At 65.4% G+C, this 18396-nt stretch carries 15 protein-coding genes; 2 read left to right on the forward strand and 13 right to left on the reverse strand.

Translation table 11 applies throughout. The features are described 5' to 3' along the window. Positions 1–5 precede the first annotated feature (5 nt). Positions 6–989, reverse strand: coding sequence for a TRAP transporter substrate-binding protein (locus ACQ4MJ_RS06245; protein ID WP_055402541.1), 984 nt, complete (start codon positions 987–989; stop codon positions 6–8). Positions 990–1176: 187 nt separating this feature from the next. Between ACQ4MJ_RS06245 and ACQ4MJ_RS06250 the strand changes: the two genes are divergently transcribed. Together ACQ4MJ_RS06250 and ACQ4MJ_RS06255 are read left to right on the forward strand one after the other, a co-directional pair. Further along, positions 1177–1713 (forward strand): winged helix DNA-binding protein, encoded by a 537-nt coding sequence (locus ACQ4MJ_RS06250; protein ID WP_055402539.1) that lies wholly within the window; start codon positions 1177–1179, stop codon positions 1711–1713. A gap of 79 nt (positions 1714–1792) precedes the next feature. Then, positions 1793–5443 (forward strand): hydantoinase B/oxoprolinase family protein, encoded by a 3651-nt coding sequence (locus ACQ4MJ_RS06255; RefSeq protein WP_431149531.1) that lies wholly within the window; start codon positions 1793–1795, stop codon positions 5441–5443. Between the two features lie 51 nt (positions 5444–5494). Here the strand turns inward: ACQ4MJ_RS06255 and mnhG are convergent, their stop codons facing one another. The 12 genes from mnhG to ACQ4MJ_RS06315 all read right to left on the reverse strand — a co-directional run bounded on the left by mnhG (position 5495) and on the right by ACQ4MJ_RS06315 (position 18367). Further along, entirely contained in the window at positions 5495–5896 is a 402-nt protein-coding gene (gene mnhG / locus ACQ4MJ_RS06260; protein ID WP_228898018.1) for a monovalent cation/H(+) antiporter subunit G, read from the reverse strand. Continuing rightward, complete coding sequence (locus tag ACQ4MJ_RS06265) at positions 5893–6171, reverse strand: K+/H+ antiporter subunit F (RefSeq protein WP_094290927.1); 279 nt, start codon at positions 6169–6171, stop codon at positions 5893–5895. Before ACQ4MJ_RS06265 ends, mnhG begins: the two co-directional genes overlap by 4 nt. Continuing rightward, positions 6168–6698 (reverse strand): Na+/H+ antiporter subunit E, encoded by a 531-nt coding sequence (locus ACQ4MJ_RS06270; protein ID WP_431149530.1) that lies wholly within the window; start codon positions 6696–6698, stop codon positions 6168–6170. Before ACQ4MJ_RS06270 ends, ACQ4MJ_RS06265 begins: the two co-directional genes overlap by 4 nt. Further along, the gene (locus ACQ4MJ_RS06275) at positions 6695–8422 is read right to left on the reverse strand and encodes a monovalent cation/H+ antiporter subunit D (RefSeq protein ID WP_431149529.1); all 1728 of its coding nucleotides are present in this window, start codon (positions 8420–8422) and stop codon (positions 6695–6697) included. The genes ACQ4MJ_RS06270 and ACQ4MJ_RS06275 overlap by 4 nt, the downstream gene beginning before the upstream one ends. Then, complete coding sequence (locus ACQ4MJ_RS06280) at positions 8419–8784, reverse strand: Na+/H+ antiporter subunit C (RefSeq protein ID WP_015014440.1); 366 nt, start codon at positions 8782–8784, stop codon at positions 8419–8421. The genes ACQ4MJ_RS06275 and ACQ4MJ_RS06280 overlap by 4 nt, the downstream gene beginning before the upstream one ends. Beyond that, complete coding sequence (locus ACQ4MJ_RS06285) at positions 8775–11741, reverse strand: monovalent cation/H+ antiporter subunit A (RefSeq protein ID WP_431149527.1); 2967 nt, start codon at positions 11739–11741, stop codon at positions 8775–8777. The genes ACQ4MJ_RS06280 and ACQ4MJ_RS06285 overlap by 10 nt, the downstream gene beginning before the upstream one ends. A gap of 115 nt (positions 11742–11856) precedes the next feature. Further along, a complete protein-coding gene (locus ACQ4MJ_RS06290; RefSeq protein WP_431149526.1) occupies positions 11857–12321 on the reverse strand; it encodes a ComEA family DNA-binding protein in 465 nt (154 codons plus the stop codon). Between the two features lie 40 nt (positions 12322–12361). Then, positions 12362–13519: a lipopolysaccharide assembly protein LapB gene (gene lapB, locus ACQ4MJ_RS06295; protein ID WP_218300005.1), complete on the reverse strand. Its 1158-nt coding sequence runs from the start codon at positions 13517–13519 to the stop codon at positions 12362–12364. Beyond that, positions 13509–13838, reverse strand: coding sequence for a LapA family protein (locus ACQ4MJ_RS06300; protein ID WP_055402518.1), 330 nt, complete (start codon positions 13836–13838; stop codon positions 13509–13511). The genes lapB and ACQ4MJ_RS06300 overlap by 11 nt, the downstream gene beginning before the upstream one ends. 121 nt (positions 13839–13959) lie before the next feature. Continuing rightward, a complete protein-coding gene (locus ACQ4MJ_RS06305; protein ID WP_055402517.1) occupies positions 13960–14310 on the reverse strand; it encodes an integration host factor subunit beta in 351 nt (116 codons plus the stop codon). A 122-nt stretch (positions 14311–14432) separates the two neighbouring features. Further along, positions 14433–16133 (reverse strand): 30S ribosomal protein S1, encoded by a 1701-nt coding sequence (rpsA, locus tag ACQ4MJ_RS06310; RefSeq protein ID WP_304439398.1) that lies wholly within the window; start codon positions 16131–16133, stop codon positions 14433–14435. A 191-nt stretch (positions 16134–16324) separates the two neighbouring features. Further along, a complete protein-coding gene (locus tag ACQ4MJ_RS06315) occupies positions 16325–18367 on the reverse strand; it encodes a bifunctional 3-phosphoshikimate 1-carboxyvinyltransferase/cytidylate kinase (RefSeq protein ID WP_431149525.1) in 2043 nt (680 codons plus the stop codon). Between the last annotated feature and the right edge of the window lie 29 nt (positions 18368–18396).

Genomic DNA, 18396 nt, shown 5'->3' on the forward strand with positions numbered 1-18396 from the left:
CGGGCTTACTTGCGGTAGGCGTCGATGAGCGCCTTGCCCTCAGGACCGGCCTTGTCCAGCCATTCCTTGAGCATGGTGTCGCCGACCTTGGCCATGTCGGCCTTCAGGGCGGCGGGCGGCGCTTCTACCGCCATGCCATTGGCCTTGAGCTTGGCGATGGTGTCGGTATTGACCTTGGCGCTGGCAGCCCAACCACGTGCTTCGGCGTCGGCACCGGCCTTGAGGAGGGCGTCCTGGCTGGGCTTGTCCAGCGCGTCAAACGCCTTCTTGTTCACCAGCACGGCGTTCTTGGGCAGCCAGGCCTGGGTGTCGTAGTAGAACTTGAGGTGCTCGTACAGCTTGCTGTCCACACCGGTGGCGCCCGAGGTCATCGTCGATTCGACCACACCCGTGGCGAGGGCCTGCGAGAACTCTGCGGCCTGCACCGTCACGGGCTGTGCGCCCACCAGTTCGGCAATGCGGGCGGTGGCGGGGCTGTAGGCGCGCCACTTGATGCCCTTGAGGTCGGCGGCCGAGGCCAGGGGCTTCTTGGTGTAGATGCCTTGGGGAGGCCAGGCCACGGCATACAGCAGCACCATGCCTTGTTCGGCCAGCTTCTTCTCCAGGAACGGCTTTTGCGCGGCGTAGAGCTTCTTGGAGGCGTCGTAGCTGTCGGCCAGGAAGGGCAGGCCGTCCACACCAAACAGCTGCCATTCGTTCTGGAAGTTGGCCAGCAGGATCTCACCCATCTGCGCCTGGCCGCCTTGCACCGCGCGCTTGATTTCGGGCGCCTTGAACAGCGCGGCGTTGGCATGCACCGTGATCTTGAGCTTGCCCCCCGTGGCCTTGTCTACATCGCCGGCCAGCTGCACCATGTTCTCGGTGTGGAAGTTGGTGGCTGGGTAGGCGGCTGCCAGATCCCACTTGGTCTGGGCGAATGCCGAGGTGGCAGACAGGCCCGCCGCCAGGGTCAGGGCAAGTGCGGTCACGGGGAAGATTCGACGCTTCATGGATATTGCTCCGCAGGGTTGGATGTACAAGGTTGGATGTAACAAATCACTGTATCGGAAGCCGATCCGATTGCGATAGGTGTTTTGCCTAAACGCTGACAAATTGCCAACAAATTACCATCGACTTGCCTACAATGCCCCATGCATATCCCGTGCCAATGACAGAACCCACAGGCCCGAACCCGCCATGAAATCTGACGCCAAGCCCAAGGCCAAAACCGACTCCGGCCCCATCGTGTCATCAGCACACCTGGTGTCGGCCCAGAGCGCAGAAATGAGCGAGTTCGAGTTCGGCCTCATCGTGGCGGGCAATGCCTTCCACCGCTGGGTGGTGCACTGCATGGCGGCGGCGGGGCTCAAGGACCTGACGCCGCTCGACGTGGTGGTTCTGCACCATGTCACGCACCGCGCGCGCGACAAACGCCTTGCCGACATCTGCTTCATCATGAATGTGGAAGACACGCACCTGGTGAACTATGCGCTGAAAAAGCTGCAGAACCTGGGCGTCGTGGCCTCGCAAAAGAACGGCAAGGAAGTGACCTACGCTGCCACCGATGTGGGCCGCGCCTACGTGCAGCGCTACCGCGAGATCCGCGAGAGCTGCCTGATCGACGCCCTGAAAGCCGACGACGCGCTGAACCGCGACATCGGCGAGCTGGCCCGGTTGCTGCGTGTGCTCTCAGGCATGTACGACCAGGCGGCGCGCTCGGCGGCATCCCTTTGATCGGCGCAGAATTTTGAATAAAACCGTGCTCTAGCGCTTATCTGATAAGCGCTGGTAGCTATCAAAAAGATAGTTATTCATGTCCCACCAAGTTTCACCCATGTCCCGCTGGCAGTTCTGGATCGACCGGGGCGGCACCTTCACCGACGTGGTGGGCAAGCGGCCGGACGGCACGCTGGTCACGCACAAGCTGTTGTCGGAGAACCCCGAGCAGTACAAGGACGCGGCTGTCGCAGGCATCCGCCACCTGCTCGGTTTGAAGCCCGGCGAGCCCGTGACGCCCGAGCTGGTGGAATGCGTGAAGATGGGCACCACCGTGGCCACCAACGCGCTCTTGGAGCGCAAGGGCGAGCCCACGCTGCTCATCACCACCAAGGGCTTCAAGGACGCGCTGCGCATCGCCTACCAGAACCGCCCGCGTCTGTTCGACCGCCACATCGTGCTGCCCGAGCTGCTGTATGAGCGCGTGATCGAGGCGCAGGAGCGTGTGGGCGCACGGGGCGAGGTGATTGAGCCGCTGGACGAAGCGCACCTGAAAGAACGCCTGTGGGCGGCCTACGACGCGGGCCTGCGCAGCGCGGCCATCGTGTTCATGCACGGCTACCGCTACACCGCACACGAAGAAGCCGCCGCCCGCATTGCGCGCGAAGCGGGCTTCACACAGGTGAGTGCATCCCACGCCACCAGCCCCATGATGAAGCTGGTGAGCCGGGGTGACACCACGGTGGTGGATGCCTACCTGTCGCCCATCCTGCGCCGCTATGTGGACCAGGTGGCCAGCGAGATGCCAGGCGTGAAGCTGTTCTTCATGCAGTCGTCGGGCGGCCTCACGGATGCGCAGGTGTTCCAGGGCAAGGACGCGATCCTCTCAGGCCCCGCAGGCGGCATCGTTGGCATGGCGCGCACCGCAGGCCTGGCGGGCCACGACAAGGTCATCGGCTTTGACATGGGCGGCACCAGCACCGACGTGAGCCACTACGCGGGCGAGTTCGAGCGCGAGTTCGAGACCCAGGTGGCGGGCGTGCGCATGCGTGCGCCGATGATGAGCATCCACACCGTCGCGGCTGGTGGCGGCTCTATCTTGGGTTTTGACGGCGCACGCTTCCGCGTCGGCCCCGAAAGCGCGGGCGCGAACCCCGGCCCTGCCAGTTACCGCCGGGGCGGCCCGCTGGCCGTGACCGATGCGAACGTGATGGTGGGCAAGATCCAGCCCGCGCACTTCCCCAAGGTGTTTGGCCACGCAGCCAACGAGGCGCTCGATCGCGATGTGGTGGGGCAGAAGTTTGCGCAGCTGGCGGTGCAAAGCGGCCGCTCGCAAGAAGACGTGGCCCATGGCTTCATCCAGATCGCCGTGCAGCAGATGGCCAACGCGATCAAGAAGATCAGCGTAGCGCGTGGGTATGACGTGACGCGCTACACGCTGCAATGCTTTGGGGGCGCGGGCGGCCAGCATGCGTGTTTGGTGGCCGATGCTTTAGGCATGACACGCGTGTTTGTGCACCCGCTGGCGGGCGTGCTCAGTGCTTACGGCATGGGCCTGGCGGACCAGAACGTGATCCGCGAACAGGCGGTGGAAACCAAGCTCGCGCCCGAAGCGCTCGCAGGCATCGAAGCCACGCTGGAGCAGCTGGCCACCACCGCGCGCACCGAGCTGGAGCGCCAGCAGGTGGGCGCGGGCACAGCCGTGGTGCACCGCCGCGTGCATGTGCGCTACGAGGGCAGCGACTCGGCGCTCATCGTGCCGTTGGGCTCGCTGGCCGAAATCACCGCCGCGTTCGAGAACGCCTACCGCCAGCGTTTTGCGTTCCTCATGCAGGGCAAGGGCCTGGTGGTGGAGGCCGTGTCCGTCGAGGCCGTGGTGCCCGGCGATGCGCCCGTGGAGCCGCGCCACACGCTGCAACCTGCGCGCGAGGTGCCGCGCCGCAGCACTGTGCGCATGTACACCGGCGGGGTGGATGGCGTTGCAGCATGGCACGACGCCGCCCTGGTGGTGCGTGAGGATCTGCGCCCCGGCGATGTGATCCCCGGCCCGGCCATCATTGCCGAGAAGAACGCCACCACCATCGTAGAGCCCGGTTGGGAGGCCGTACTGACCGAGCTGGACCACCTACTGCTCAACCGCCGCGTGGCGCGCGCCGTGCAGCATGCCGTGGGCACCACGGTGGACCCGGTGCTGCTGGAGGTGTTCAACAACCTGTTCATGAACATCGCCGAGCAGATGGGGCTGCAGCTGCAGAACACGGCCTACTCGGTGAACATCAAGGAGCGGCTGGACTTCAGTTGCGCGCTGTTTGACACCGCAGGCAACCTCATCGCCAACGCGCCGCACATGCCGGTGCACCTGGGTTCGATGGGCGAGAGCATTAAAACCGTGATCCGTGAGAACGCGGGCAAGATGCAGCCCGGCGATGTGTTCGTGCTCAACGACCCGTACCACGGTGGCACGCACTTGCCCGACATCACGGTCATCACGCCGGTCTACATCGCCGACGAGGCCACGCCCACGTTCTATGTGGGCAGCCGGGGCCACCATGCCGATGTGGGCGGCACCACGCCCGGCTCCATGCCGCCGTTCTCCACACGCATCGAGGAAGAGGGCGTGCAGATCAACAACGTGAAGCTGGTGGAGCGCGGTGTGCTGCGTGAGGCGGAGATGATCGCGCTGCTGGAAAGCGGCGAGTACCCTTCGCGCAACCCGCAACAGAACATGGCCGACCTGCGCGCGCAGATCGCCGCCAACGAGAAAGGCCAGCAGGAGCTGCGCCGCATGGTGGGCGAGTTTGGGCTGGATGTGGTGCAGGCCTATATGCGCCACGTACAGGACAACGCCGAGGAATCCGTGCGCCGTGTGATCACCCGCCTGAAGGACGGCCAGTTCACGCTGCCGCTGGACAACGGCGCGCAGATCAGCGTGGCCGTGAATGTGGATGCGCAAAGCCGCAGCGCCACCATCGACTTCACCGGCACCAGCCCGCAGCAGACCAACAACTTCAACGCGCCCACGGCTGTGTGCATGGCGGCGGTGCTGTATGTGTTCCGCACGCTGGTGGACGACGACATTCCGCTGAATGCTGGGTGCCTCAAGCCGCTCAACGTCATCATCCCGCCCGGCAGCATGCTCAACCCCAATCCGCCAGCCTCGGTGGTGGCGGGCAATGTGGAGACCTCCACCTGCATCACCAATGCGCTGTATGGCGCGCTGGGCCTGATGGCGGCGGGGCAGTGCACCATGAACAACTTCACCTTTGGCAGCACGCGCTACCAGTACTACGAGACCATCTCGGGCGGCAGCGGCGCGGGTGGCGTGTGGGATGCGAACGGGCAGCTCGTGGGCGGGTTTGACGGCACCAGCGTCGTGCAGTGCCATATGACCAATTCGCGCCTGACGGACCCCGAGGTGCTGGAGTTCCGCTTTCCGGTGCGGCTGGAGGGCTACGAGATCCGCAAGGGCTCGGGCGGTGCGGGCCAGTGGAAGGGTGGCGACGGCGGCATCCGCCGGGTGCGCTTTCTGGAACCGATGACGGCCAGCATCCTGTCGAACGGCCGCCACCATGGCGCGTTTGGCATGGCGGGTGGCCAGCCGGGGGCCGTGGGCATCAACAAGGTGGTGCGCAGCGATGGCCGCGTGGAACTGCTGGACCACATCGGCCAGGCCGAGATGCAACCGGGCGACGTGTTTGAAATCCACACGCCGGGCGGCGGTGGCTTCGGGTTCTCAGACCAAAAATAGTGACAAAAATGGCTGCTTGCGCGCGTCCATCAAGCGCAAGCAGCTATCAAATCAGGAGTCTTTGGCATCTGCAGGCGCTGCAGATGCCTTGGGCTGGCTCAGGCTGGGAGGCACATCCAGCCCCATCTGCCGCGCGCGGAACAGCGCCGCGCGCATCAAAAAGATCGACATGATCGGCACGGTGATCGCCACGAACACGGCGATCAACAGTGCATGCAGCGCCAGGCTGCGGTCGGCCACCGAGAAGTACAGCACCGTGCCATGCATGATCAGCCAGCAGCCCAGCGTGGCGATGATGGCAGGCGCGTGCACGCGCTCGAAGAACGTGGGCAGGCGCAGCAAGCCGGTGGAGCCCAGCAGCGCCAGCCCGGCGCCCGCCAGCACCAGCAAGGCCACGATGATTTCAAGCCAGAGCGGCAGCACGGCGGCGGCAGTGGTAGCGGCTTCGGTCATTCGATCACCTCGCCACGCAGCAGAAACTTGGCCATGGCCATGCTGCCCACAAAGCTGAACAGCGCCAGCAGCAGCGCGGCCTCGAAGTAGTTCTTGCTGCCATACAGCAGGCCCAGCACCAGCATCACGAGCATGCCGCTCAGGTACATGCAGTCGAGCGCCAGCACCCGGTCTTGTGCGGAGGGGCCCTTGAGCAGGCGCACCAGCGCGCAGCCCATGGCCAGGGCCAGCATGAACAGGGCGATCGGGAGGGCCCAATCCAGTATCGGGGTCATTCAAAAATCTCCATCAAGGGGGCCTCGTAGCGCCGCTTCACGTCGGCGATCACGGTGGCGGGGTCGTCCAGCTCCAGCACGTGCAACAGCAGCATGCTGCGGTCCAGCGACAGCTCGGCCCAGGCGGTGCCGGGGGTGATGCAGACGATCATGGCCAGCACGGCCAGCGCGTTGGGGTCGCGCACATCGAGCGGGATGTGCACAAACCCTGCAGGGTGGCGCCTGCGGCCGGGCGCCAGCAGCAGGCGGGCCACGGCCAGGTTGGAGCGGGTGGTGTCGGCCACCACCGTGAAGGCCAGGCGCAGCACAGCGCCCGGTTTGCGCACGCGCACCGGCAGCGGGCGCAGCCCGGCCGTGAGCAGCGGAATCGCCAGCGCCAGCACGGTACCCAGCACAAAATGCCCGGCACTCAGGCTGCGGTTGAGCAGCAGCCACAGGCCCAGCAGCGCCAGGGACAGCAGGGGCGCGGGCACCAGCCGCTTGAAAGGCCGGGGCGATGTGGATGTGGGAAGGGACTCTGGCTTCATGGCAGGTTGCCCCCCGGTGTGGTGGCTGGCTGGGGCGGGTTGGGCACGGGCTCAGCGGTCATCACCGCGCGCATGTAGCCAGCGGGCGCGTGCAATGCGTCGGCCGTTGCTTGGGTGTAGCGCATCACGGCGCCGGCCTGCCAGGCCAGCGCCGCGCAGGCACCCAGCAGCAGGGCAATCGGCAAGCCTTCCAGTACCAGCAGCTTGGGGGCCGACCGATCATGTGCGGCCCAGAAATGGCGGATGCCTGCACGGGTCAAGGCCACCAGCGCCAGCAGGCCCGAGGCCACCAGCAGGGCCACCAGCGTCCAGCCCGCCGCGCCCAGCTGGAACCCGCTGGATGCGCCCAGCCCCAGAGGGTTGAGCAGCGCATGCACCATGGCGAACTTGCCCACAAACCCTGGCAGGGGTGGCAGGCCTGCAATGACCAGCGTGCAGGCGATGAAGGCCAGGCCCAGGAAGGCAGCGGCCGCAGGGATCACCTCGCCGATGAGCGCCTCCTCCTTGTCGTCGAGGTTCATGCCTTCGGTGGGCACCAGATCGGCCGACAGGAACGGCGCGTCGTCGGTCTGCTCGTAGGGTGCGAGGTTGGAGCCGTCGTTGCGCCAGCGGTCGATCAGGTCGGTCAGCAGGAAGAGGGCGCTCACCGCCAGCGTGGAGCTGAGCAGGTAGTACAGCAGTCCGCCTGTGAGCAGGTTCTGGCCGAAGCCCACGGCCGCCAGCAGCGTGCCCGACGACAGGACGGCGCTGAAGCCTGCCAGGTGCCCCAGGCGCTGCGAGCCCAGCATGCCGATGGCGCCAAAGGCCATGGTGAGCAGGCCGCCGCCAATCAGCCACTGGCTGCCAAACTGGGCCGATTCACCGGCCTCGGGGCCAAACAACAGCGTCCACAGCCGCAGCACGCTGTACACGCCCACCTTGGTCATGAGCGCGAAAAGCGCACCCACGGGCGCAGTGGCCGCGCTGTAGGCAGGCACCAGCCAGAAGTTGAGCGGCCACACGGCGGCCTTGATGAGGAACGCGACCGCCAGAATCGCAGCGGCCGCATGCAGCAGCCCCCGGTCTGCCACGGCCACACCCGCAATGCTCCGGGCCAGGTCGGCCATGTTGAGCGTGCCGGTGATGCCGTACAGCATCGACACCCCGATGAGGAACAGCGAAGATGCGGCGAGGTTGATGGCGATGTAGTGCAGCCCCGCCGACACGCGCGGGCGGCCCGAGCCGTGCAGCAGCAGCCCGTAGGATGCCGCCAGCATGATCTCGAAGAACACAAACAGGTTGAACAGGTCGGCCGTGAGGAACGCGCCTGCCAGCCCCATGAGCTGGAACTGGAACAGCGGGTGAAAGTGCACACCCGCCCGGTGCCAGCGCGCGGCCGAGAACAGCACCGTGGCGAGCGCCACTGTGCTGCACAGCACCAGCATCATGGCCGAGAGCCGATCGATGGTGAGCACGATGCCAAAGGGCGCAGGCCAGTTGCCGGGCAGGTACACGCCCAGGCCGCCCGGCAGGTTCGGGTCCTTGGCCTGCACCAGCAGCAGCACGGCCACCACCAGGCCCAGAAAGGTCGAGGTGATGTTGAGCGTGACCTTGGTGCGCTGGCGCTCTTCGCGCAGCAGTAGCATGAGCCCAGCTGTGAGCAGGGGCAGCGCGATGGGCGCGAGGATCAGGTGCGGCATCAGCCACGCGGTGATCGATGCGGTGATGCTGGTGCCTCCCGTCATGGCATTTCCTGCACGTCTTTACCCTTGGTGCCGTCCACATGGTCGGTGCCCGCCATGCCACGCGATGCCAGCAACACCACGAGGAAGAGGGCGGTCATGGCAAAGCCGATGACGATGGCCGTGAGCGTGAGTGCCTGGGGCATGGGGTCGGCATAGTGGGCCAGGTCTTGCGGCACCCCGGGCTGCAGCACGGGCTCCTTGTCAATCGCCAGGCCCAGGCGGCCCATGCTGAAGATGAAGAGGTTGACGGCATACGACAGCAGCGACAGGCCCATGATGACCTGGAAGGTGCGTGGGCGCAGCAGCAGCCACACACCCGAGCCGGTGAGCACGCCAATGGCCAGGGCCAGTATCAGTTCCATGCAGTTTCTCCCCGGGTGGTGGGCACCGTGGCGGCAGCGGCCTGTTCTGCCGCCTCGTCGTCGGCGCGCGCATTGTTGTAGCGGTGGCTGCGCACCGACTGGTGGGCAATGCCGGTGAGGATGAGCATGGTGGAGCCCACCACCAGGGTGAACACGCCAATGTCGAAGAACAGCGCGCTGGCCACATGGATCTCGCCCACCACAGGCAGCGCAAAGTGCGCAGTGTGGCTGGTGAGGAACGGGTAGCCCCAGGCCAACGCCCCCAGTCCGGTGGCCAGTGCCGTCAGCAGGCCCATGCCGATCCAGCGGCGTGGGTACAGCGGCAGGTGGGCCTCGACCCACGAGGTGCCCGAAACGATGTACTGCAGCAGCAGCGCCACCGAGAACACCAGCCCCGCCACAAAGCCGCCGCCGGGCTCGTTGTGCCCGCGCATGAAGAGGTAGACCGCGACCAGCGTGGCAAAGGGCAGCATCAGCCGCACCAGCACGGCGGGCACCATGAGGTAGCCCACGGCGGTGTCAGCAGTCTGGCGCGGGTTGGTCAGGTCGGTGTCCACATCGGCGGGCAGGGCGCGCTGCTGGGGTGGCAGGTCCATCACTTCGCGCGCGGGGCGGAAGCGCCGCAACAACGCATACACCGTGAGCGCCACGATGCCCAGCACCACGATCTCGCCAAAGGTGTCAAAGCCCCGGAAATCCACCAGCATGACGTTGACCACGTTGGTGCCGCCTCCTTCGGTGAGTGCGCGCTCCAGGAAGAAGGTGGAGGTGCTGTCAGGGAAAGGGCGGCTCATCATCGCGAACGACAGCAGCGCCATGCCTGCGCCCGCGCTCAACGCCAGTGCCAGGTCCCGGTAGCGGCGCAGCTGGGTCCGGCGCTCTTCGGCCAGGGTGGGCACGCGCAGGCTTTCGTCGCGGCGGGGTAGCCAGCGCAGGCCCAGCAGGATGAGGATGGTGGTCACGATCTCCACCACGATCTGTGTGAGCGCCAAGTCGGGCGCCGAGAACCACAAAAAGGTCAGGCACACACACAGGCCCGAGCCGCCCAGCAGTGTGAGTGCGGCCAGCCGGTGGTACTTGGCCTGCCAGGCCGCCGCCACGGCGCACACGGCGCCCAGCAGCCACAGCAGCGCAAACGTGGGCGACAGCGGCAACTGCACGCGGTCGCCAATTGGCAGTCCCCGCGCCCACAGGGGCAGGGTACCCGCCACCAGGGCCGCTGCGGCCAGCCACAGCATCTGCCACTGCAGGCGGCTGGTGCCCAGCAGGCGGCGGCCGTTGCGGCCCGCCAGCGTGAGGGCGGCCAGCAGGTGCTCAAACATGCGCTGGCCGCTCAGGTGGTGCATGAGGGGCGGTGCATCCAGCATGCCGCGCGCGCGCTGGCGCCGCAGCAGCGCATACAGCGCAATGCCACCGCCCAATGCCACCAGGCTCATTACAAACGGGGTATTAAAGCCATGCCACACCGCGAGGCTGTACGTGGGCAGCTCGCCGCCCACCACGGGCCGTGCGGCGGTGGCCAGGTAGGCCCCCACAGACCATGCTGGCAGCGTGCCCACCACCAGGCAGGCCAGCACCAGCAGTTCGACAGGAACGCGCATCCAGTGCGGCGGCTCATGGGGCGGGCGCGGCAGGTCGGTAGCGGGCGGGCCAAAGAACACATCCACCGTGAAGCGCAGCGAGTACGCCACGCTGAACATGCCGGCCACCGTGGCGGCGACGGGCAGCAGCCATTCGAGCATCGGCGTGGTGTTCACGTACACCGTCTCGGCAAAGAACATTTCCTTGGACAGGAAGCCATTGAGGAGCGGCACGCCCGCCATCGCAGCGCTGGCCACCATGGCCAGGGTAGCGGTGATGGGCATCATCCTGCGCAGGCCCGACAGGCGCCGTATGTCGCGCGTGCCGCTTTCGTGGTCCACGATGCCCACAGCCATGAACAGCGAGGCCTTGAAGGTCGCGTGGTTCATGATGTGGAACACGGCGGCCACGGCAGCGAGCGGGCTGTTCAGGCCCAAAAGCAGAGTGATGAGCCCGAGGTGCGAGATGGTCGAGTAGGCCAGCAATCCCTTGAGGTCGTTCTGGAACATCGCCGCGTAGCCACCCACCAGCAGCGTGGCCAGGCCCGCACCGCCCACCAGCCAGAACCACTCTTCCGTGCCCGACAGTGCGGGCCACAGCCGGGCCATCAGGAACACACCGGCCTTCACCATGGTGGCCGAGTGCAGATAGGCCGACACGGGCGTGGGCGCGGCCATGGCGTGGGGCAGCCAGAAGTGGAACGGGAACTGCGCGCTTTTGGTCAGCGCGCCCAGCAGGATCAGCACCAGTGCGGTGAGGTACAGCGGGTGCGCCTTGATCAACGCGCCTGCGGCCAGCACGTGGTCCAGGTCGTAGCTGCCCACGATGTGGCCCAGCACCAGCATGCCCGCCAGCATGGCCAGCCCGCCTGTGCCCGTCACCGTGAGCGCCATGCGCGCACCGCGCCGCGCATCCTTGCGGTGGTGCCAGTAGCCGATCAGCAGGAAGGAAAACAGGCTGGTCAGCTCCCAGAAGAACGCAATCTGGATGATGTTGCCCGACAGCACCACACCCGCCATCGCTCCCATGAACGCCAGAAAAAACGAGAAGAAGCGTGGCACCGGGTCGGCGGCCGACATGTAGTAGCGCGCATACAGCACCACCAGGCTACCCACGCCCAGCACCAGCATGCAGAACATCCACGCAAAGCCATCCATGCGGATGACGAGGTTCAGGCCCAGGGCAGGGAGCCAAGCCAGCTCTTGCCGGAGCACGCCGCCGTCTGCAATCTGTGGGAAGTAGAGCGCCGCCTGCACCGTGCAGAACAAGGCAATGAGCCCGGCGAGCGTGGACTCGGTGTTGCGGGCATTGGCGGGCAACACTGCCGCCAGCAGGCTGCCGATGAAGGGGAGGAGGATGAGGGTGATCAGGGGCATGCGCGAACAATTTTAGGGGCAGCCCCTAAAAACCCTGCCCAGCCCTTGCTGCCGAGCTTGTGGTGGGTGCAAAAAAAAAGCCCGCTGGAGCGGGCTTGCTGCTTGTGAAGTTTGCTTAGTTTTTGCTAGCGCTGGCAGCTGGGGTAGCGGCAGGGGCGGGGGCTGCAGGTGCCGCTGTTGGTGGTGTGGCTGGTGGTGCTGCGGTCTTGTCTGCGCTGCTGCGGGCCTTGCGTTCGGTGCCCTGGTGGCTGGCGGTTTTTTCTTTCTCTTTCTGTTTGCTCTTGGCTTCCGCCTTGGCGGCGGCCGCTGCGCTGTACTTCTTGCCGTTGACGGTCAGGCCCTCTTTGGAGAAGTTGACGGCACTCTTGTTGCCCACGCCACCCACACGGCCGATGAAGTCGGCCCAGTCCTTGAAGGGGGCGCTCTTGCGCTCTTCCAGGATGCGGCCCGACAGGCCGGGCCCGATGCCCTTGATGCCGTCGAGTTCGGCTTCGGTGGCGGTGTTCACGTCCACGGCGGCGAAGGCGGCGGTGGTGGCCAGCAGCAAGGTGGCGATCAGGGTCAGCAGTGTCTTCAGCATGGTGGCGGGTGTCCTCGGCGTGGAGGGCTGGAATGGCGGGTCAGAGTTCTTCGACGCGGCGCGCGGGGTAGCTGTCCCAGGTCTGGCAGCCGGGGCATTGCCAGAAATGCTGGCGCGCTTCAAAGCCGCAGGCCGCGCAGCGGTAGCGTGTGAGGGGTTTCACGGCATGCTCCAGCGCCCGCTGGACCTGGGGGTGGAACTCCTCGTGCTCCAGCTTTTCGGTGGCCAGCCATTTGGCGGCGGCCACCAGCGAGCGTTCCTTGTCCAGATGCTCCACATAGCGCTGCCGGGCGGAACCGCTGGTGGTGGCGTCAGCGGCCTCCATGGCCACGATGCTCTCCAGCACGTCGAGCGAGGGTGCCTGTTCATAGTGGGCCTGCAGCAGGCCATGGACCTCGGCGGTGCGCCCGCTGGCCGTGGCGGCTTCGACCAGCAGCGGGGCGGCCAGAGGCAAGGCCGCAGGGTTGCGTTCACCCAGCGTCTTGAGCGTGGCCAGCACGGCGGCGGGTTGGCCCATGAGGCGCTGCAGCCGCGCCAGTTCGATGCGCGCGCGCGCTGCCTCGGGGGCGGCGGCCACCGCCTGTTCCAGCAGCGCCTGGGCGGCGGGCAGGTCGCCCTGCGCAATCAGGGCGAGTGCCTGTTCGCACAGGTAATGTGCCTGCCGGGTGCTGAAATCGCCCTGGTCGGCGTCGTGCATCTTGCGGGCAATGGTGGCAGCGTGTGGCCAGTCGCGCGAGCGCTCGTAGATGGCCAGCAGGGCCAGGCGGGCCTGGGCCTCGAAGGGCGTGCCTTCCAGGCGGTGCAGGGCGTCTTCCGCGCGGTCGAGCAGCCCGGCCTTGAGGAAGTCGAGCGCCAGCGCGTGCTGGGCACGCTCGCGGTCGGTGCGGGAGAGGTCGCCGCGCGAGAGCAGGTGCTCGTGCACACGCACGGCGCGGTCGTATTCGCCCCGGCGGCGGAACAGGTTGCCCAGCGCAAAGTGCAGTTCGGAGGTGTCGGGGTCGTTCTGCACGGCCTCGATGAAGGCGTCGATGGCTTGGTCCTGCTGCTCGTTGAGCAGGAAGTTCAGGCCCTTGAAGTAGGCCTTGGGCGCGCGGCGGTTTTCTGCACGCAGTTGGCGCAGGTCAAAACGCGAAGCCAGCCAACCCAGCACAAAGGCCACGGGCAGACCCAGCAGGATCCAGGTCAGGTCAAATTCCATGGGCTGAAGGCAGGTCGGGCGGTGGTGGCGGGGCGGGGGGCATGGAGCCCGCTGCTGCGGAGGATGCCACGGGCGTAGGCGCTGCCACCGCTGCATGGGCGCGTCGCGCTGCGGTGCGGTGCCTCCACCAGCGCGGCACCATGCCCAGCACTCCCACGGCCAGGCCCGCTGAAAATGCGGTCAACACCACCAGCACCAACGGCGCGCGCCATTGCGTGCCAAAGAAGAAGTGCACGGTGGCGTCCTGCTGGTTGTTCAGCGCGAAGGCAAACAGCGTAAAAAAAATGGCTGCCTTGAGCAGCCACAGGAGGTATTTCATCGGTCTCCCCAGTGGTGGGGCGATTCTAAGAGCTTGTGCCTGCTGGGCCGCATGGCCCTTGCAGGATAAAAATTCAAGTCAAATAGGCCTCTAGCGCTTATCTGTAAAGCGCGAGCAGCTATTATTTTTGAATGGTTGTGCTGCTGGCGGCACCGGAGTTTTCTTCCATCTCGGCGGTGCGCTTGTCCACGGCTTCACGCAGGGCCTTGCCAGGCTTGAAATGGGGCACCCGTTTTTCGGGGATGGCCACGGCCTCGCCGCTGCGCGGATTACGTCCCATGCGGGGTGGGCGGTGGTTGACCGAGAAGCTGCCAAAGCCCCGGATCTCGATGCGGTGCCCACGCACCAGGGCCTCGCCCACGGCGTCCAGGATGGTCTTGACGGCGTATTCGGCATCGCGATGGGTGAGCTGACCAAAGCGCGCGGCCAGTTCTTCAACGAGGTCTGAGCGGGTCATGGAATCTTGGGGCATGGGCAGGCTGCGGGTGGGCAGGTCTTTGCTGAAAAAAGAGCGGGCGCCGAGGCGCCCGCTGTCTGACCGTACAAGGAGCTTACCGCGCAATGTGCGCTGAGGCTCCTCAACGGGTCAGCGCTTTACTTTTCCGAGTTGTCCAGCTTGGCGCGCAGCAGGGCGCCCAGGCTGGTCGTGCCGGCGCTTTCGCGGCTCGATTGCTGGCTCAGGTTGGCCATGGCGCCTTGTTCGTCAGCCATGTCCTTTTGCTTGATCGACAGCTGGATGTTGCGGGTCTTGCGATCCACGTTGACCACCACGGCCGTGACTTCGTCACCTTCCTTGAGCACGTTGCGGGCATCTTCCACGCGGTCGCGGGAGATTTCCGAAGCGCGCAGGTAACCCACGATGTCTTCGCCGAGGTCGATTTCAGCGCCACGGGCGTCCACGGTCTTGACCTTGCCGGTCACCGTCTGGCCCTTGTCGTTCACCGTCACGAAGGTCGTGAATGGGTCGCCGTCGAGCTGCTTGATGCCCAGCGAGATGCGTTCACGGTCCACGTCCACGGCCAGCACGATGGCTTCCACTTCCTGGCCCTTCTTGTAGTTACGAACTGCGGCTTCGCCAGCTTCGTTCCACGACAGGTCAGACAGGTGAACCAGGCCGTCGATGCCGGCAGCCAGGCCCACGAACACGCCGAAGTCGGTGATCGACTTGATAGGACCCTTCACGCGGTCGCCGCGCTTCGTGTCCTGTGCGAATTCTTGCCATGGGTTGGCCTTGCACTGCTTCATGCCCAGGCTGATACGGCGCTTGTCTTCGTCGATTTCGAGGACCATGACTTCGACTTCGTCGCCCAGCGAAACCAGCTTGGCGGGAGCGATGTTCTTGTTGGTCCAGTCCATTTCAGACACGTGCACCAGGCCTTCGATGCCGGGTTCGAGTTCGACGAACGCGCCGTAGTCGGCAATGTTCGTGATCTTGCCGAACAGGCGGGTGCCTTGGGGGTAGCGGCGGTTCACGCCCATCCATGGGTCGTCGCCCATTTGCTTCAGACCCAGGGACACGCGGTTCTTTTCGGTGTCGAACTTCAGGATCTTGGCGGTGATTTCCTGGCCAGCCGTCACCACTTCGGAGGGGTGACGCACACGGCGCCATGCCATGTCGGTGATGTGCAGCAGGCCGTCGATGCCGCCCAGGTCCACGAATGCACCGTATTCGGTGATGTTCTTGACCACGCCTTGAACGATGGAGCCTTCCTTCAGGGTTTCCATCAGCTTGGCGCGCTCTTCGCCCATGGAGGCTTCCACCACAGCGCGACGGCTCAGCACCACGTTGTTGCGCTTGCGGTCGAGCTTGATGACCTTGAACTCCATGGTCTTGTTTTCGTACGGCGTCAGATCCTTGATCGGACGGGTATCGATCAGCGAACCGGGCAGGAATGCGCGGATGCCGTTGACCAGAACGGTCAGACCGCCCTTGACCTTGCCGCTGGTCGTGCCAGTGACGAATTCGCCGGATTCGAGGGCCTTTTCCAGGCTCATCCACGAAGCCAGACGCTTGGCGGTGTCGCGCGACAGGATGGTGTCGCCGTAGCCGTTTTCGATGGAGCCAATGGCCACCGACACGAAGTCACCCACTTGGACTTCGACTTCGCCCTTGTCGTTCTTGAACTCTTCCAGCGGTACGTAGGCTTCGGACTTGAGGCCAGCGTTCACGACCACGAAGTTGTGCTCAACGCGCACGACTTCAGCGGTGATGACTTCGCCTGGGCGCATTTCCGTGCGCTGCAAAGATTCTTCAAAAAGGGCGGCAAAAGATTCGGACATGTGTTTCCTTGCCACAAACAGGATTCCAGTAGCACCATTGCTACTGTTTTTATAGCTGCTTGCGGTGGTTTTTTGCGGTAGAACCGCGGGTTAGGTTATCGATCCACACAACCTGTGCGCTGGCGCGCGAGAGGAGTTGCGTGGGCCTGTGGCAAGGCCTTTCAGCATTGCCTGTGGAGCCCGTTCTAAAAAAGGCTCCACACGTTTCAACCCTGCGCAGACCCTGCGAAAGGTTGACGCTCTTGCCACCAGGCCAGCACCTTTTCAACGGCTTGTTCAATCGTCAAATCGGAGTTGTCCAGGACCAGAGCGTCCTGCGCGGGCTTGAGAGGTGCAACGCTGCGGGTGCTGTCCCGGGCGTCGCGCGCTTCCAGATCTGCGCGGAGGTCTGCGATACTAGCCGAAAAACCCTTTGAAATCAACTGTTTATAACGGCGCTCGGCGCGGCAGGCGGCGCTGGCCGTCAAATAGACCTTCAAAGGGGCGTCCGGGAAGATCACCGTCCCCATGTCCCGGCCGTCGGCGACCAGCCCCGGCAGACGCTGGAAGCTGTGTTGCAGATCCACGAGCGCCCCCCGCACGGCGGGCAGGGCAGAGACGCGGGATGCGTTCATGCCGGCCTCTTCGGTGCGGATGGCTTCCGTTACATCGTCGCTGCCCAGCCACACCCGGCCCCCTTCGAAACGCACGGGCAGCGTCTGCGCCAAGGCGGCGATGCGGGCTTCGTGCTCGGGGTTGATGACCAAGCCAACGCGCAGGGCGGCAAGGGCCGTGATGCGGTACATCGCCCCAGAGTCCAGAAACCGGTAGCCCAGTTGCTGCGCAACCGCTGCGGCCACGGTGCCCTTGCCCGAGGCGGTGGGGCCGTCGATGCAGATCACCGGGATGTGGCCAGTGGCAGTGCTTGCCACCGAGAACAGGGCTTCAAAGTAATCCGGGAAGGTCTTCGCCACGCATTTGGGGTCTTCAATGCGCACGGGCAGGCTCGCTGGGTTGAACGCCGCCAGCGAGAAACACATGGCCACGCGGTGGTCGTCGTAGGTGTGGATGCTGGCTGCTTTCCAGTCTTGGACTTGGGCAGGTGGCGTGACGCGGATGAAGTCCGCCCCTTCTTCCACCGTGGCTCCGAGCTTGCGCAGTTCGTTGGCCATGGCGGCGATGCGGTCGGTTTCCTTCACGCGCCAGCTGGCGATGTTGCGCAGCGTGGTGGTGCCCTCGGCATACAGCGCCATCACGGCCAGCGTCATGGCGGCATCGGGGATGTGGTTGCAGTCCAGGTCAATGGCCTTGAGCGGCCAGCCCTGGCCCGGTTCACCCCGCTGGATGTGCAGCCAGTTGGGGCCACCGGTGACCACGGCACCCATGGCGCGGGCGGCATCGACAAAGCGGATGTCGCCCTGGATCGAATCGAGGCCCACGCCTTGAATTTTGATGCCATTCTGGCCGCCAGCGCTTGATGTGATTGCGCCAATCGCTATGAAATAGCTAGCAGATGATGCGTCGGCCTCGACGTGGATGGTGCCGGGCGACTGGTAGCGGCTGCCCGCCGCAATCGTGAACCGCTGCCAGTTCTGGTGCTCGACCACGATGCCGAAGCGCGCCAGAAGCTGGAGGGTTATGGCGATGTAGGGCTTGGAGATCAATTCCCCCACCACATCGATCACGATGTTCTGGGTGCCAGCCGCCAGTGGCAATGCCATGAGCAGAGCGGTCAGGAACTGGCTGGACACATCGCCGCGCACGCGGATTGGCTCTGCCAGTGCCAGCGCAGGGACGCCATTGGCGTGGGCGATGCGCAGCGGCGGGTAGCCGTCGTTCCCCAGGTAGTCGATCTGGCAACCCAGCTGGCGCAGTGCATCCACCAGGTCGCCAATAGGGCGCTCGTGCATGCGCGGGACGCCCGACAGCTCGAATTCACCGCCCAGCAAGGCCAGTGCGGCCGTCAGCGGGCGCATGGCAGTGCCAGCATTGCCCATGAAGAGCTTGGCCGGCGACTGCGGTGCGCGGCCGCCCAGGCCCGTGATGTGCACGGTGCTGCCAGCCTCGTCCACGGTGCAGCCAATCTGGCGCAGCCCATCGAGCATGACGCGGGTGTCGTCGGACGCCAGCAGGTCGTGCACGGTGGTGGTGCCATTGCTCAGCGCCGCCAGCAGCAACACGCGGTTGGAAATGCTCTTGGAGCCCGGCAGGTGGACTTCACCTGCAGCGGCTTGCAGGGGGGGCAGGTCAATAAATGCGGTGCTGTACATCGGTATCTTTCGTCCATTGGTCCAAGCGC

This window comes from Acidovorax facilis (assembly GCF_050626955.1).
GTDB classification, from domain to species: domain Bacteria; phylum Pseudomonadota; class Gammaproteobacteria; order Burkholderiales; family Burkholderiaceae_C; genus Acidovorax; species Acidovorax facilis.

Excerpts from the sequence above, each read along its gene's own strand:
- ACQ4MJ_RS06245 (WP_055402541.1), bottom strand. The coding sequence starts at position 989 with ATGAAGCGTCGAATCTTCCCCGTGACCGCACTTGCCCTGACCCTGGCG.
- ACQ4MJ_RS06250 (WP_055402539.1), top strand. The coding sequence starts at position 1,177 with ATGAAATCTGACGCCAAGCCCAAGGCCAAAACCGACTCCGGCCCCATC.
- ACQ4MJ_RS06255 (WP_431149531.1), top strand. The coding sequence starts at position 1,793 with ATGTCCCACCAAGTTTCACCCATGTCCCGCTGGCAGTTCTGGATCGAC.
- mnhG (WP_228898018.1), bottom strand. The coding sequence starts at position 5,896 with ATGACCGAAGCCGCTACCACTGCCGCCGCCGTGCTGCCGCTCTGGCTT.
- ACQ4MJ_RS06265 (WP_094290927.1), bottom strand. The coding sequence starts at position 6,171 with ATGACCCCGATACTGGATTGGGCCCTCCCGATCGCCCTGTTCATGCTG.
- ACQ4MJ_RS06270 (WP_431149530.1), bottom strand. The coding sequence starts at position 6,698 with ATGAAGCCAGAGTCCCTTCCCACATCCACATCGCCCCGGCCTTTCAAG.
- ACQ4MJ_RS06275 (WP_431149529.1), bottom strand. The coding sequence starts at position 8,422 with ATGACGGGAGGCACCAGCATCACCGCATCGATCACCGCGTGGCTGATG.
- ACQ4MJ_RS06280 (WP_015014440.1), bottom strand. The coding sequence starts at position 8,784 with ATGGAACTGATACTGGCCCTGGCCATTGGCGTGCTCACCGGCTCGGGT.
- ACQ4MJ_RS06285 (WP_431149527.1), bottom strand. The coding sequence starts at position 11,741 with ATGCCCCTGATCACCCTCATCCTCCTCCCCTTCATCGGCAGCCTGCTG.
- ACQ4MJ_RS06290 (WP_431149526.1), bottom strand. The coding sequence starts at position 12,321 with ATGCTGAAGACACTGCTGACCCTGATCGCCACCTTGCTGCTGGCCACC.
- lapB (WP_218300005.1), bottom strand. The coding sequence starts at position 13,519 with ATGGAATTTGACCTGACCTGGATCCTGCTGGGTCTGCCCGTGGCCTTT.
- ACQ4MJ_RS06300 (WP_055402518.1), bottom strand. The coding sequence starts at position 13,838 with ATGAAATACCTCCTGTGGCTGCTCAAGGCAGCCATTTTTTTTACGCTG.
- ACQ4MJ_RS06305 (WP_055402517.1), bottom strand. The coding sequence starts at position 14,310 with ATGCCCCAAGATTCCATGACCCGCTCAGACCTCGTTGAAGAACTGGCC.
- ACQ4MJ_RS06315 (WP_431149525.1), bottom strand. The coding sequence starts at position 18,367 with ATGTACAGCACCGCATTTATTGACCTGCCCCCCCTGCAAGCCGCTGCA.